The sequence below is a fragment of the Bacillus sp. UMB0728 genome, assembly GCF_002858875.1.
Classification (GTDB): Bacteria; Bacillota; Bacilli; order Bacillales; family Cytobacillaceae; genus Bacillus_AB; species Bacillus_AB infantis.
This window is the reverse complement of record NZ_PKLA01000001.1, coordinates 1,009,639-1,022,688: the sequence shown is the minus strand read 5'-3', so window position 1 is coordinate 1,022,688 and position 13,050 is coordinate 1,009,639. Positions and strand designations below refer to the sequence as shown.

14 protein-coding genes are annotated in these 13,050 nt (G+C 47.5%); all 14 read left to right on the top strand.

The genetic code is table 11. The features are described 5' to 3' along the window. The first annotated feature begins 1 nt into the window (after window position 1). The 14 genes from CYJ37_RS05305 (at window position 2) to CYJ37_RS05240 (ending at window position 12,916) form a co-directional block, all read left to right on the top strand. Complete coding sequence (locus tag CYJ37_RS05305) at window positions 2-958, top strand: ABC transporter ATP-binding protein (RefSeq protein WP_009795621.1); 957 nt, start codon at window positions 2-4, stop codon at window positions 956-958. A 65-nt stretch (window positions 959-1,023) separates the two neighbouring features. Beyond that, window positions 1,024-2,643 carry a peptide ABC transporter substrate-binding protein gene (locus tag CYJ37_RS05300; RefSeq protein WP_101548338.1) on the top strand — a complete coding sequence of 540 codons (1,620 nt, stop codon included), beginning with the start codon at window positions 1,024-1,026 and terminating at the stop codon, window positions 2,641-2,643. A 74-nt stretch (window positions 2,644-2,717) separates the two neighbouring features. Further along, window positions 2,718-3,086, top strand: coding sequence for a DUF3899 domain-containing protein (locus tag CYJ37_RS05295; RefSeq protein WP_157638556.1), 369 nt, complete (start codon window positions 2,718-2,720; stop codon window positions 3,084-3,086). A 98-nt stretch (window positions 3,087-3,184) separates the two neighbouring features. Next, the gene (locus CYJ37_RS05290) at window positions 3,185-3,940 is read left to right on the top strand and encodes a sulfite exporter TauE/SafE family protein (protein WP_165352579.1); all 756 of its coding nucleotides are present in this window, start codon (window positions 3,185-3,187) and stop codon (window positions 3,938-3,940) included. A gap of 76 nt (window positions 3,941-4,016) precedes the next feature. Then, window positions 4,017-4,397 carry a nuclease-related domain-containing protein gene (locus tag CYJ37_RS05285; RefSeq protein ID WP_180827252.1) on the top strand — a complete coding sequence of 127 codons (381 nt, stop codon included), beginning with the start codon at window positions 4,017-4,019 and terminating at the stop codon, window positions 4,395-4,397. 380 nt (window positions 4,398-4,777) lie between these two features. Next, window positions 4,778-4,969 (top strand): hypothetical protein, encoded by a 192-nt coding sequence (locus CYJ37_RS26815; RefSeq protein ID WP_142385223.1) that lies wholly within the window; start codon window positions 4,778-4,780, stop codon window positions 4,967-4,969. 261 nt (window positions 4,970-5,230) lie between these two features. Continuing rightward, window positions 5,231-5,449 (top strand): hypothetical protein, encoded by a 219-nt coding sequence (locus CYJ37_RS05275; RefSeq protein ID WP_101548334.1) that lies wholly within the window; start codon window positions 5,231-5,233, stop codon window positions 5,447-5,449. Window positions 5,450-6,338: 889 nt separating this feature from the next. After that, window positions 6,339-7,247, top strand: coding sequence for an N-acetylmuramic acid 6-phosphate etherase (gene murQ / locus CYJ37_RS05270; RefSeq protein WP_101548333.1), 909 nt, complete (start codon window positions 6,339-6,341; stop codon window positions 7,245-7,247). Between the two features lie 220 nt (window positions 7,248-7,467). Beyond that, complete coding sequence (locus tag CYJ37_RS05265) at window positions 7,468-8,829, top strand: PTS transporter subunit EIIC (RefSeq protein WP_022544038.1); 1,362 nt, start codon at window positions 7,468-7,470, stop codon at window positions 8,827-8,829. After that, window positions 8,826-9,839: a MupG family TIM beta-alpha barrel fold protein gene (locus CYJ37_RS05260; protein ID WP_101548332.1), complete on the top strand. Its 1,014-nt coding sequence runs from the start codon at window positions 8,826-8,828 to the stop codon at window positions 9,837-9,839. The genes CYJ37_RS05265 and CYJ37_RS05260 overlap by 4 nt, the downstream gene beginning before the upstream one ends. A gap of 235 nt (window positions 9,840-10,074) precedes the next feature. Next, window positions 10,075-10,365: a putative quinol monooxygenase gene (locus CYJ37_RS05255; RefSeq protein ID WP_022544037.1), complete on the top strand. Its 291-nt coding sequence runs from the start codon at window positions 10,075-10,077 to the stop codon at window positions 10,363-10,365. 27 nt (window positions 10,366-10,392) lie between these two features. Further along, the gene (locus tag CYJ37_RS05250; protein WP_009793161.1) at window positions 10,393-11,514 is read left to right on the top strand and encodes an NADH-dependent flavin oxidoreductase; all 1,122 of its coding nucleotides are present in this window, start codon (window positions 10,393-10,395) and stop codon (window positions 11,512-11,514) included. A 22-nt stretch (window positions 11,515-11,536) separates the two neighbouring features. Then, window positions 11,537-11,833, top strand: coding sequence for a heme biosynthesis protein HemY (locus CYJ37_RS05245; RefSeq protein ID WP_094768924.1), 297 nt, complete (start codon window positions 11,537-11,539; stop codon window positions 11,831-11,833). Between the two features lie 171 nt (window positions 11,834-12,004). Next, window positions 12,005-12,916, top strand: a complete 912-nt coding sequence (locus CYJ37_RS05240) for an AEC family transporter (protein ID WP_101548331.1) — start codon at window positions 12,005-12,007, stop codon at window positions 12,914-12,916. Window positions 12,917-13,050 lie beyond the last annotated feature (134 nt).

Here is a 13,050-nt window from a genome sequence, read left to right as displayed (position 1 = left end):
AATGGCTGAAACACTTTTAGAAATAGAAGCTATGAAAAAATATTTCAAAATTAAAAAAGACCAGACGGTAAAGTCAGTCGATGATATCACGATTTCCATAAAAAAAGGCGAAACCTTCGGCCTTGTCGGTGAAAGCGGAAGCGGAAAATCAACGCTCGGCAAAACCATCGTCGGACTTCAGAAGCCAACAGAGGGGAAAATCATTTATAACGGCAGGGACGTAGAGTCGCTTGATAAAAAGGCGATGCAGGCGGTCAACAGGGAAATGCAGATCATTTTCCAGGATCCCCATGCTTCCCTTAATCCGCGTATGAGAGTCGGCGATATTATCGCCGAAGGCATGGATGCCCACAAACTGGCCAAGGGAAAAGAGCGCCAGGAAAGGATTTATGACCTTCTTGAAAGGGTAGGCCTGCGCCCGGAACATGCCAAACGTTATCCCCATGAGTTCAGCGGCGGGCAGCGCCAGCGCATCGGCATTGCCAGGGCGCTTGCTGTCGACCCGAAATTCATTGTTGCCGATGAGCCGATCTCGGCGCTTGATGTCAGTATCCAGGCACAGGTTATCAATCTTCTGGAGGACCTGAAAAAGGAGCAGGGGCTGACATATTTATTCATCGCCCATGACCTGGGGATGGTCAAGCATATCAGCGACCGGATCGGTGTCATGTATCTTGGGAAGATGATGGAGCTGGCCGAGAGCCGCGAGCTTTTTGCCGAACCGCTCCATCCATACACACAGGCTCTTCTTTCGGCAATCCCGGTGGCAAACCCTGCCGCTGCAAAGAGGGAGCGCATCACACTTCAGGGTGATCCTCCAAGTCCGGTTAATCCGCCGAGCGGCTGCCGTTTCCGGACGCGCTGTCCGCACGCAATGGACATCTGTGCCCAGAAAGTGCCGGAATGGAAGGAAGTAAAGCCTGGCCACTGGACAGCCTGCCACTTGTACAACATTTGATCTTCACCTCTTTGCAGGATTGAGAGAGGATAAGATAAATAAATTAGATGAGAGGGGAATGGAATATGAAGAAATGGCTATCAGGCATTGCCGCAGCCCTTTTTGTCTCTTCAGCTTTAGCGGGCTGCAGCGGCGGTGAAGGAGCTTCCGGCAGCGGAAGCGGGGAAGATGTTAAACAGGAGATTGTGCTGAATGCAATGAGCGAGCCGCCAGATTTGGATCCGGCTCTTGCAACAGATACAACATCAGGCTGGATTCTGGATCATATTTTTGAAGGCCTTTATACAAAGGACAAGGATGGCAAGCCGGTACTTGGCACAGCGAAGGACGCCCAAGTATCTGATGATGGAAAAACATACACTTTCACCCTGCGTGATGATGCGAAATGGTCAGACGGGACACCAGTCACAGCCGGTGATTTCGAATACGCATGGAAACGCCTTCTGAATCCTGACACAGGCAGTTCCTTTGCATTTTATCTTTATTATCTTAAAGGTGCAGAGGACTATAACAAAGGAAATGGAAGCGCAGAAGAAGTCGGCGTCACAGCTAAGGATGACAAAACACTTGTCGTAGAGCTGAATGCGCCGCTGGGATATTTCGATGAGCTGCTGACAATGTGGACTTTCTATCCGGTTAAGCAAGAGCTTGCTGAAGGAAACAAAAATTGGGCTGCCGATGCTGAAGGATATGTGAGCAACGGACCGTTCAAATTTACTTCATGGAAGCATGACAGCGAAGCCGTCGCAGAAAAGAACGAGAACTATTGGGATAACAAGACGGTAAGTCTTGAGAAGGTTACCTGGAAAATGGTCAATGATGCAACCACATACTATCAGATGTATAAAACTGGTGAACTTGATCTGATCCAGACACTTCCGACAGATGCACTTGCCCAGGAAAAAGAAAACGAGGAATATCAGGAAGTCCCTTATTTCGGAACATATATGTATATGTTCAATGTAGAAAAAGAGCCATTCACCAATGCTAAAGTCCGCCGTGCGTTTGCCATGGCCATAAACCGTGAAGCTATCTCGGAGAATATCACAAAAGCAGGCGAGACTCCAGCCTTTGCTTTCGTGCCGCCTGGTGTTGAAACACCTGACGGAGATTTCCGTGAAGCCGGCGGAGAATATTTCGACGAAAATGCAGATGAAGCGAAAAAGCTTCTTGAAGAAGGAATGAAAGAAGAAGGCTGGACAACCCTTCCTGAAGTCACTCTTCTTTACAACACAGCCGAAAACCATAAGAAAATCGGTGAAGCTGTTCAGGAAATGGTCAAAAAGAATCTCGGCGTTAACATCAAGCTGGCCAATCAGGAATGGAAGACATACCTTGATACAACAAAGCAGCATAATTTCCAAATGGCCCGCATGGGCTGGATCGGTGTCCTTCTTGATCCTGTTGTCATCCTCGACTATTACCTGGGAGACAGCCCTAACAACCGTACACAATGGGTCAACGAAGAATACGATTCACTGATTGCCCAGGCAAAAGTGGAGCAGGATGAAGCCAAGCGCTATCAGCTACTGCATGATGCTGAAAAAATCCTGATGGAAGAAATGCCATTCATGCCGGTATATCATTACACAAATACGTACCTGACATCACCTAAATTTGAAGGAGTCGTATATCCCTTCAACCGTTATCCGGCTCTCAAGTGGACAAAGAAAGTTTCAGAATAAAGAGGGAAGGCGAAAGCTGCCAGCTTCTGCAAGTTCCTGCTATAATGATAGAAAAACAGTCTGGGGGACAACTTATGAAATGGAAGATAACAGGTTTTCTGCTGATAGCCTGCATTTGGATCAGTATTCGGGTGACGGGAATCCTGCCCCTGCTTGACTGGATCAATCTATCATTCATCGCAGGTATAGCGGGGCTTTCTGCAGCCGTCATCATCATCATCTTTAAAACTGGATTTCTATCACTGTTCTTCAGCGGATTCCGCGCAATCGGGACAAGCCTATTTCCCCGTTCCAACGCCATGGAACGAACTGACAGCATGGTAAGCAGTGACTATAAATGGCAGGAATTTAAGGCTGGCGCTTCAACAGTACTGCTTTATGCCTTTTTGGTTGCTGGATTGAGTTCGATGGCCGTATCGCTTGTGGGATTGTTCTTTTATTAGGAAAAGATTAGAAGGAGGCTCCTGGCCGGGGCCTTCTTTTCTTATTTTTCAAAGAGATATATGTATAATAAAGGATGGAAAAAGGAAGGAAGAGTATTATGGCCATAACTTTAACGATGCTGCTGATGGGCATGCTGCTGGGATTTATCGGGGCCGGCGGGGCCGGCTTTATCATCGCTATCTTGACGCTGGTGTTTGATGTGCCGATCCATATCGCTTTAGGAACATCACTAACGGCAATGATTTTCACAAGTTTGTCAGGAGCCTACAGCCATTACAGAGAAGGGAATATGGCGGTCAAAGCAGGGCTTGTGACAGGGATCGCCGGTGCTTTTGGTGCATACGGGGGCTCACAGCTCGCTGCAGGAATACCTGTGGAATCACTCCATTGGCTGACGGCAGGCATGCTGTTCCTGTCCTCCATATTGCTCATGGTCAGATTGTACATAACCAAGAATCTCACTGACCAGGAAGCAGGAAGGGACAAGCTGTCTGTTCAGCTGGCTGTAAAAGCGGTCATCCTGGGGCTTATAACCGGCGTATTATCGGGGACGTTCGGGATCGGTTCAACACCCTTCATCCAGCTTGGCCTGCTGATCATGCTCGGCCTTACAATCAGGCAGTCGATAGGTACGACGATGCTTGTTATACTGCCTATTGCGGCAGGAGGAGGACTCGGGTATCAGTCCGAAGGCTATCTCGACTATCTGTTGCTTCTGCAAGTGCTTCTCGGCACCATGACAGGCGCTTATATCGGTGCAAAATTCACAGGCTATGCCCCCAAAAACGTACTGAAGGCATCAATGATATTGACGCCAGCCGCTGCCGGGCTGCTGCTGCTCTTTCCGCAGTAGCGGCCAGGTGTGTTTTTTATGGCTTTTTTTTGGAATGGTGCTGTAATAAAATGGAATGGAAAGGAGGAGGAGATGTTTGAGAAAAGAGCGTGTGGAGTCAACTGAATTGAAGATTTTAAAGTCCCTTGGTGCGCGGGTTCAACTTGATGTCCCGGACGCAAAGCAGCTCGATATACTGCTGAAGGGCTGGAAGGGGGAAGAGGAGTTTGACCGGTGGGTTAATACCATTGATGAGGAGAGGCATACTTTAAATGATCTCTTGCTGAACCATCAAGGAACAACCTTTCAAGTCGACTCTTTAATTTTCTCCGGAACAACGCTTTACCTGTTTGAAATTAAAAACTACCAGGGTGACTACTATATTCAAGGCGATGCCTGGTACACTTTTTCCGGCAATGAAATCAGGAATCCGATTCTTCAGCTGAAGCGCACAGAAAATCTTATAGGCAGCTTTTGAAGGAACATGCTTTTGACATAAGAATTGAAGCAAATTTAATTTTTGTGAATCCGGAATTCTGCCTCTTTCAAGCCCCCAGAAATCTCCCCATCATCCTGCCCGGCCAAATGCCGCGTTTTCGGGAAAAAATGCTGAATCAAACCTCCCCTATAAAACATTCACACTCTAATTTAGCCAAGAAGCTTGTATCCCTTCATATGAAGGAAGACCCTTTTCCAAGAAACTATTATTACCCCTATGAACAATTAGAAAAAGGTTTGGTTTGCCCGCAATGCAAGGAGTTTTATCATACTGTTAAACATTCCTTAGTGGTCTGTGAACTTTGCGGGGGGAGGGAAACTCTTGAAGATGCAGTGGTAGGGGCTGTGGAGGAAATTACGATGCTTTTTCCTCGGAGGACGATCACCACTCCTTTGCTTATTGATTGGTGCAGGATTATTAAGGATAGAAGAACGATTCAGCGGGTGCTCAAGAAACATTATGATTTCAAAGGGAGAGGGAAGTATGCGAGATATACGAATCGCGGCAATACTCAGAGTCCCAGCGGGCAGCCAACCCCTTTGAAAGTCTAGCAGATCAGGCTGGGATTTGGCCTGATTTGTATCTGAAGGGGAGTGCGGGATACATGAGTGAGGATGAATAGGAGGAGTCATGTATCCGAGGGGGAGTGCGGGATACATGAGTGATATGAAAAAGGAGCAGTCATGTATCCCGGGAGGAGTGCGGGATGCATGATTGGATCAAAAAAGGAGCAGTCATGTATCCCGGGAAGAATGCGGGATACATGAGTGGATCAAAAAAAGGGCTGTCATGTATTCCGGGGGGAGTGCGGGATGCATGAGTGGGTCGAAAAAGGAGCAATCATGTATCCCGGGGGGAGTGCGGGATGCATGAGTGTGTCGAAAAGGAGCAGTCATGTATCCCGTGAGGAGTGCGGGATACATGAGTGGGTCGAAAAAGGAGCAGTCATGTATCCCGGGGGGAGTGTGGGATACATGAGTGGGATGGAAAAGGAGCAGCCATGTATCCCGGGGGGAGTGCGGGATACATGAGTGGGATGAAAAAGGAGCAGTCATGTATCCCGGAAGGAGTGCGGGATACATGATTGGATCAAAAAAAGGAGCAGCCATGTATCCCGGGGGGAGTGCGGGATACATGAGTGGGATGAAAAAGGAGCAGTCATGTATCCCGGAAGGAGTGCGGGATACATGATTGGATCAAAAAAAGGAGCAGTCATGTATCCCGTGAGGAGTGCGGGATACATGAGTGAGATGAAAAAGGAGCAGTCATGTATCCCGGGAGGAGTGCAGGATACATGAGTGAGATGAAAAAGGAGCAGTCATGTATCCGAGGAAGAGTGCGTGATACATGAGTGGGTCGAAAAAGGAGCAGTCATGTATCCCGGGAGGAGTGCGGGATACATGAGTGAGATGAAAAAGGAGCAGTCATGTATCCCGGGAGGAGTGCGGGATATATGAGTGGGTCGAAAAAGGAGCAGTCATGTATCCCGGGGGGAGTGCGGGATACATGATTGGGTCGAAAAAGGAGCAGTCATGTATCCCGGGGGGAGTGCGGGATACATGAGTGAGATGAAAAAGGAGCAGTCATGTATCCGAGGAAGAGTGCGGGATACATAACTGAGTGCAAAACGACGGAGTTATGTATCCAAAGTTTGAGAGAATAACAAAGTATACCCCCCTGCCCAAAACCTAAATGCCCTTTCCCAGCCCCAAACTAAAACATTTTTTCACCCGCCCCCTCCGTCCATCTAAAAAAAGAATACAACCCAACCAGGCTCATATATATAATAGTAAAAACAAGCTCAAACTCCACTGGTGTTAAAATTATATTTCATAAAAGTAAATATGTTATTGAACTAATATTTCAAACCCTCTATAATGAAATTAGAACTAGTACATCAGTGACAGGAGGGCCATAGGAATGAAAGAGAACTTAACCTCGTTAACAACAGAAACCCGGAATGAGCGGACGATGAAGATTGATACAGCTTCGCCTTTGGAGATCATCACGATGATGAATGAGGAAGACAAGAAGGTGGCATTAGCGGTTGAGCAGGTTCTCCCGGATGTCGAGGTAGCAGTCGGGTTTGTATTCGAATCCCTGAAAAAGGGAGGCAGGCTCATCTATATCGGGGCTGGTACAAGCGGAAGGCTCGGTGTTTTGGATGCAGTCGAATGCCCGCCTACTTTCAGTACGGATCCTGAAACTGTCCAGGGAATCATGGCCGGGGGCAAGGATGCTTTTGTCAAGGCTGTTGAGGGGGCAGAGGATAAGCCGGAATGGGGCGAACGCGATTTAAAGGAGATTGGCCTGACACAAGATGATACTGTGATCGGGATTGCAGCGAGCGGGCGCACCCCTTATGTGGCAGGAGCGCTTAAGTATGCGAGGAGCATCGGAGCCAGGACGGTAGCACTTTCCTGCAACACCAGCGCCGTCATCAGCAAAGAAGCTGACCACAGCATCGAAGTGATTGTCGGCCCTGAGGCGCTGACAGGCTCTACAAGGCTGAAGGCGGCAACCGCCCATAAAATGATTTTGAACATGATTTCAACTGCCAGCATGATCCTGTTCGGCAAGGTTTATGAAAACCTCATGGTGGATGTTCATGTCAGCAATCATAAGCTCAAGGAGCGTGCGATCGGGATCATCAGCAAGATAACCGGCGCTGATTATAACATTTCCAGAAAAGCTCTTGAAGACAGCGGGCTTCAGGCTAAATCTGCGATCGTCATGATCAAAACAGGTAAAAGCAAAGATGAAGCTGAGAAGCTGCTCGATCAAGCCGGTGGATATGTGCGTAGGGCAGTGGAGAAAGCAGGCAACTAAAACTATCAGGGGAAGGCGCCATGTGCGGGCCTGCCCTCTGCATATCCTTTTTTGGGGGTGGTCATCAAAAAACAGCTGACAGGGGTTTTTCATAATATAGGCTTGCACTGATACTTTATCCTATTATTCTCTTAAGCTATTTTTTATGCCTTGGATGAAAACGATTCCAATAGTTTGAAAATTTGTACTGACATCAATGTTAGAAATGGGGGAAATTCAAATGGCTGGCGAAAATACAATTCTTGCAGAGAAAATACTCGATAAGCTGGGCGGGGCTTCCAATATCGGATCCTATACGCATTGCATGACCCGTCTTAGAGTAACGCCGCTTGATGAGTCATTGGTAGACAAAGCAGGACTGAAAAAAATAGATGGCGTCCTGGGACTTGTAGAAGAAGAAACACTGCAGATTATTCTGGGGCCAGGCAAGGTCAATAAGGTTACAGAAGAGTTTGGCAAACTGCTTGAAGCATCGGGCGAACTCAATCTTAATGATCGGGCAGCAAGCAAAAAGTCAGAAATCAATAAGAAAAACGCAACTCCTTTCAAACTGTTCCTTCGCAAGATAGCGAGCATCTTTATTCCGCTCATTCCGGCACTTGTTGCTTCCGGTCTGATCACTGGTATTTCGAAAGCTGTCATTCAGGCAGGCTGGCTTGACGGGGAATCACAGCTTGCCATGATCCTGACTGTAATTGGCGGGGGGCTTTTCGCATATCTCGGCATCCTGGTCGGTATTAATGCTGCAAAAGAATTTGGGGGATCACCTGCACTGGGCGGACTTGCAGGGATATTGATTATCAATCCTTCAGTCGCCGGCATTACGCTTTTTGGTGAAGCACTCGTTCCTGGCCGCGGCGGCTTGATAGGAGTACTCCTTGCTGCCATCTTTATTGCGCTGGTTGAGCAGCGGGTCAGAAAATTTGTACCGCAGTCACTGGATATTATCATTACGCCAACGGTTTCGCTGCTGATTACAGGGATCGTCACTTATGTAGTATTCATGCCTGTTGGCGGCTTTATCTCCGAAGGAATCACAAAAGGTTTGCTTTCTGTTCTTGATATTGGCGGCGTGGTTGCCGGATTCGTCCTGGGCGCTACCTTCCTGCCGCTTGTAGTAACCGGGCTTCACCAGGGTCTGACGCCTGTCCACCTGGAACTGATTAATTCAATCGGCGATGATCCATTATTGCCAATCCTTGCGATGGGCGGCGCCGGCCAGGTTGGTGCAGCATTTGCCATCTATTTCAAAACCAAGAAGAAGCGCCTCAAAAGGGCAATTGGCGGTGCTCTGCCTTCCGGTATGCTTGGTATCGGCGAACCGCTGATCTTTGGTGTAACGCTTCCTCTTGGAAGGCCATTCATTACGGCCTGCCTTGGCGCAGGTGTTGGGGGCGCATTCCAGGCGCATTTCGATATTGCCACTGTTGCAATCGGAGTATCCGGCCTGCCGCTTGCCTTCATTGTTAACGCAGGCGAAATCCTTCTGTACCTTGTAGGACTTGTAATTGCTTATGCAGCAGGATTTGCCTTCACGTATCTGTTCGGCTTTAAAGATGAAATGGCTGGTGAGTTTGATTGATCGGCATTTCCTTCTATCTGAACGATCCTTCTGCTGAAGAGCGGATCAGGGATGCAGGAAGCAAGGGGGTGAAGCGGGGCTTCACCTCGCTTCATATCCCTGAAGAAAAAGGTGAGCTGGCCGCAGCGGCCAAGAGGCTGCTTTCTGCTGCAAAGGAAAGCGGCATTGATGTCTATGCGGATGTTTCCATGAATACACCAGCCCATCTGGGAGTGGCAGACCTTTTTGCATTAAAAGATCTTGGGGTAGCCGGCCTTAGGCTGGATGACTTTTTCGATCATCATCTGATAGTCTCCCTTGCAGAGGAATTCAAAATAGCTGTCAACTCCAGCATTCTTTTTGAAGAAGATCTTAAAAACCTTCTCAGTCGTGGGCTTAAACCTGATAGGCTGATCGGATGGCATAATTTTTACCCGAGACGGGAAACCGGGCTGGGTGAATCTTTTTTTCATGATCAGAACAAGCTGTTTAAAGGCCTGGGTATTCCTCTTGCTGCGTATATTCCATCCCGGGGAGAAAAACGGGGACCGCTTTATGAAGGCCTGCCGACGCTTGAAAAGCACCGTCATGCTGAACCCTTTGCTGCTTATGCGGAGTTGAAGGCTGCGGGAATTGATGATATTTATATCGGCGATCCGGATATTGGGGCAGGGCTGCTGGAGGATCTCCTGGCTTACGAAGAGGACTCAGTTATGCCGCTGAGGGCTGAGAATTGTACACTGCCTGAGGGAATATATGCAACACGTCCTGATCAGGCGAGGGATGCTGTCAGGTTCATGAATACCCGGACAACAGACCCTGTGCCCCCATTAAATTGCGGGAAGCGTGATGCAGGAACGATTACTGTTGATAATGAGCATTACGGCCGTTACAAAGGTGAAGTGCAAATAACACTGTCCGACCTTCCGGCAGATGAAAGAGTCAATATAGCAGGCAGAATAATAGAAGAAGACAGGCCGCTTCTTTCATTTATAAAGCCCGGACAAAAAATCCGCATTATCCATATTTAAAGCAGAAGCACACTCATAACGGAGTGTGCTTTTTTACTGCTTTCTTTAATTGAGCAAGCCTCTTACGCATTTCAATCAGGCATTTCCTTTGAAAAAAACCTCCCGGTAGAATATGATATCTTTAATCCTTCCTTATATCGTTAATGTAACTTTTTTTGTTACAGTTTAATAATCGGGAAGATATTTGATTTTTAACCAATACTAAACTTTGTAAAAAATGAAGGAGGAGCTGTCCATGATTATTATCCATGCCCATATTACGGTGGATCCGGCAAAGCGTGATGTTTTCCTTGAGAAAACAAAAGAGGTAGTCAAAGGGTCACAGGCTGAGGAAGGAAATATCAGCTATGATTTATTTGAGAGTGCCGGGAATGAAAATTCATTTGTGATGCTTGAGAAATGGAAGGACAAGGAAGCGGTAAGACTGCACGGGGAAACTGCCCACTTCCAGAACTATATGCAGGAAATGAAAGAAGTATTGGCAGCACCCCTGAAGGCAGAACGCTTTGAAGCGGAAGAACTTTAAACAACACCTAAGGAGGACATCAGGTTTATGAAAGAACAATACAAGCAATTTTTTGAGTCATTTACTTTTAAAAGTGGGATTGAAGTTAAAAACAGACTGGTCATGGCACCAATGACAAATTTCTCTTCCAATGAAGATGATACTGTTTCTGATGCTGAGGCTGCATATTATGCCCGCCGGTCAAAGGGACCTGGCATGGTGATTACGGCTTGTACATATGTGACCGAGAATGGAAAAGGCTTCCCTGGGGAGTTTGCCGGCCATAAAGATGAATATGTCCCAAGCTTGAAGCGCCTAGCGGAAGACATCCAGGCAGGCGGCGCAAAAGCGATCCTGCAGATTTTCCACGGAGGAAGGGAATGCCCTCCTGAGCTCGTCCCGAATGGAGATATTGTAAGCGCCAGTGCAGTTGCAGGCTCAGGTGAAGGAAAAAAGGAACCGCGCGCGCTCAGCGGCGAGGAAGTTGAAAGCATTATTAAAGATTTCGGCGAAGCCGCAAGACGTGCAATTGAAGCAGGGTATGACGGGGTGGAAATCCATGGAGCCAACGGCTATCTGCTGCAGCAATTCTTCTCCCCTCATTCAAACCGCAGGGATGATCAATGGGGAGGCAGCCTGGAAAAGAGGCTTACTTTCCCGCTCGCTGTTGTTGATGAAGTCAAGAAGACTGTTGCGGCACACGCTAAAAAGCCGTTTGCTGTAGGCTACAGATTTTCTCCTGAAGAACCGGAAACACCGGGTATCACGATGGCGGATACGCTGGTCCTGATCGATGAGCTGGCAAAAAAAGATCTCGACTATCTCCACGTTTCACTCCAGGACTTCTGGTCAGCGCCGCGCCGCGGAGTCGAGGACACTAGGTCAAGAATCGAGATCATCCAGGAAAGAGTCGGCAGCCTTGTCCCTGTTATCGGCGTTGGTTCTCTTTATACGCCGGAAGAAGTAGAAAAAGCGTTTGGAACAGGCGTCCCTCTTATCGCGCTGGGCCGTGAGCTGATCATTGATCCTGAGTGGGTGCAAAAAGTCGAAGAGGGCAGGGAAGACGAAATCAAAACCAAAATCGATAAGGATGCCCAGCAGGAACTGACTGTTCCAGATCCGCTCTGGCAGGCCATCATTAATACCCCTGGCTGGTTCCCGGGCGTATAACACTTAAAAGGAGTTCGGATAAATGAAAGTGAAAATCAACCGCAATGCGGCTAAAGTGCTGAAAAAGATGCTGGAAACAGCAGAAGAAGGCCAGTATATCCGCGTTTTTGTGACAGAGCATCACGGAAACCACGCCCATTATGACATCAAGCTCGATACACCTGCAGAGCATGATGAAATTGTATCAACCGACAAGGATATCGACATTCTGCTCGATGCACGGGAAGATTTCCTCGATGGTGTGTGGATCCAATACTTCTTTGTTCCAAAAGAGGAATTTGTCATCTACAATCCCTTAAAAGAAAAGCATCATCATTAAAAAGAAGGCATGATTGCAGCAGCTGCTGCAATCATGCTTTTTTTTGGTTTTTATTCCAATTTTTGGTGTGGGGCTAACTTTAATGCTTTTCCTGAGCAGAGAAGTACAGATTCTTGTATAATGGAAATGGTTTTTACGAAATCCGAAATATTTTGAATGGAAGCTGATGAAATGTCCTTTATAGCAATTTTAATTCCGATTTTTCTTATCTTTGGCCTTGGCTATGCCGGCCAGAAAATCTTCAGGCTGGAAACGAAATCACTGTCCATCGTGGCTATTTACTTAATGACTCCCTTTCTTGCCTTCAGGACTTTCTACGAAACGGAGTTCAATCTTGATTATGCAGTCATGGCCATTTACACTATAGGGCTGGCCCTGGCAATTATTGCGATCGTGTATGCTGCGGCTTATTTTGCAGGATACAGCAGAAAGCGCACTTGCGCTATCATTTTATCCTCTGCATTCATGAATAACGGCAATTATGGAACTCCGCTAGTTCTTTTTGCATTTGGCCAGGAAGGAATAAAATACGCGATTGTGCTGATGGTCATCCAGCAGCTGCTGATGTGCACCCTGGGGGTATACTATGCAGCTAAAGGGTCTATCGAAAATGCCAGTTTCAAAACAGCCCTGAAAGAGGTTGTGAGGGTGCCGATTGTTTATGGCGCCTTGCTGGGAGCGGCATTGCAGTTTATGAACATACCTGTCAGCGGGACGCTGATGGAAGCAGTCCGGATGGTAGGAGATGCAGCCATACCAACGGTCATGATCATCCTTGGCATCACGCTCGCCAATATATCAGTAAAAAACCTGGAAATAGGCCCGCTCTCTGTCTCCCTTACCTTGAGAATGGTTGTATCTCCTTTGATCGCGCTGGCTTTTACATTTTTCCTGCCTGCGGATACTCTTCTGAAGCAGATTATGATTGTCATGGCGGCCATGCCTTCTGCTGCTAATACGACCATGTATGCCGTTCAATATGGTACAGATCCGGAGCTTGTTTCAAGCGCGACGCTTGCCAGCACTTGCCTGAGCCTCATCACCCTGCCGATCATCCTGTACAGTGTGACTTTTATGCAGTAGAAGATTAGCAGAATCTGTTTACCTCTGTCGAAAATGTGAGATAATAGATCTATCAGAGTATTCCTTTTTTTCAGCCTGTTATGGCAAAGGAGTTCTCAGGAGTTCATATTTTACTGACAGGGGAATGAGGGCTG

What these genes read in the sequence shown, in the direction of transcription:
- murQ (WP_101548333.1), top strand. Translation starts at nt 6,339, where the DNA reads ATGAAAGAGAACTTAACCTCGTTAACAACAGAAACCCGGAATGAGCGG.
- CYJ37_RS05295 (WP_157638556.1), top strand. Translation starts at nt 2,718, where the DNA reads ATGAAATGGAAGATAACAGGTTTTCTGCTGATAGCCTGCATTTGGATC.
- CYJ37_RS05290 (WP_165352579.1), top strand. Translation starts at nt 3,185, where the DNA reads ATGGCCATAACTTTAACGATGCTGCTGATGGGCATGCTGCTGGGATTT.
- CYJ37_RS05255 (WP_022544037.1), top strand. Translation starts at nt 10,075, where the DNA reads ATGATTATTATCCATGCCCATATTACGGTGGATCCGGCAAAGCGTGAT.
- CYJ37_RS05300 (WP_101548338.1), top strand. Translation starts at nt 1,024, where the DNA reads ATGAAGAAATGGCTATCAGGCATTGCCGCAGCCCTTTTTGTCTCTTCA.
- CYJ37_RS26815 (WP_142385223.1), top strand. Translation starts at nt 4,778, where the DNA reads ATGCTTTTTCCTCGGAGGACGATCACCACTCCTTTGCTTATTGATTGG.
- CYJ37_RS05245 (WP_094768924.1), top strand. Translation starts at nt 11,537, where the DNA reads ATGAAAGTGAAAATCAACCGCAATGCGGCTAAAGTGCTGAAAAAGATG.
- CYJ37_RS05250 (WP_009793161.1), top strand. Translation starts at nt 10,393, where the DNA reads ATGAAAGAACAATACAAGCAATTTTTTGAGTCATTTACTTTTAAAAGT.
- CYJ37_RS05240 (WP_101548331.1), top strand. Translation starts at nt 12,005, where the DNA reads ATGTCCTTTATAGCAATTTTAATTCCGATTTTTCTTATCTTTGGCCTT.
- CYJ37_RS05275 (WP_101548334.1), top strand. Translation starts at nt 5,231, where the DNA reads ATGCATGAGTGGGTCGAAAAAGGAGCAATCATGTATCCCGGGGGGAGT.
- CYJ37_RS05305 (WP_009795621.1), top strand. Translation starts at nt 2, where the DNA reads ATGGCTGAAACACTTTTAGAAATAGAAGCTATGAAAAAATATTTCAAA.
- CYJ37_RS05265 (WP_022544038.1), top strand. Translation starts at nt 7,468, where the DNA reads ATGGCTGGCGAAAATACAATTCTTGCAGAGAAAATACTCGATAAGCTG.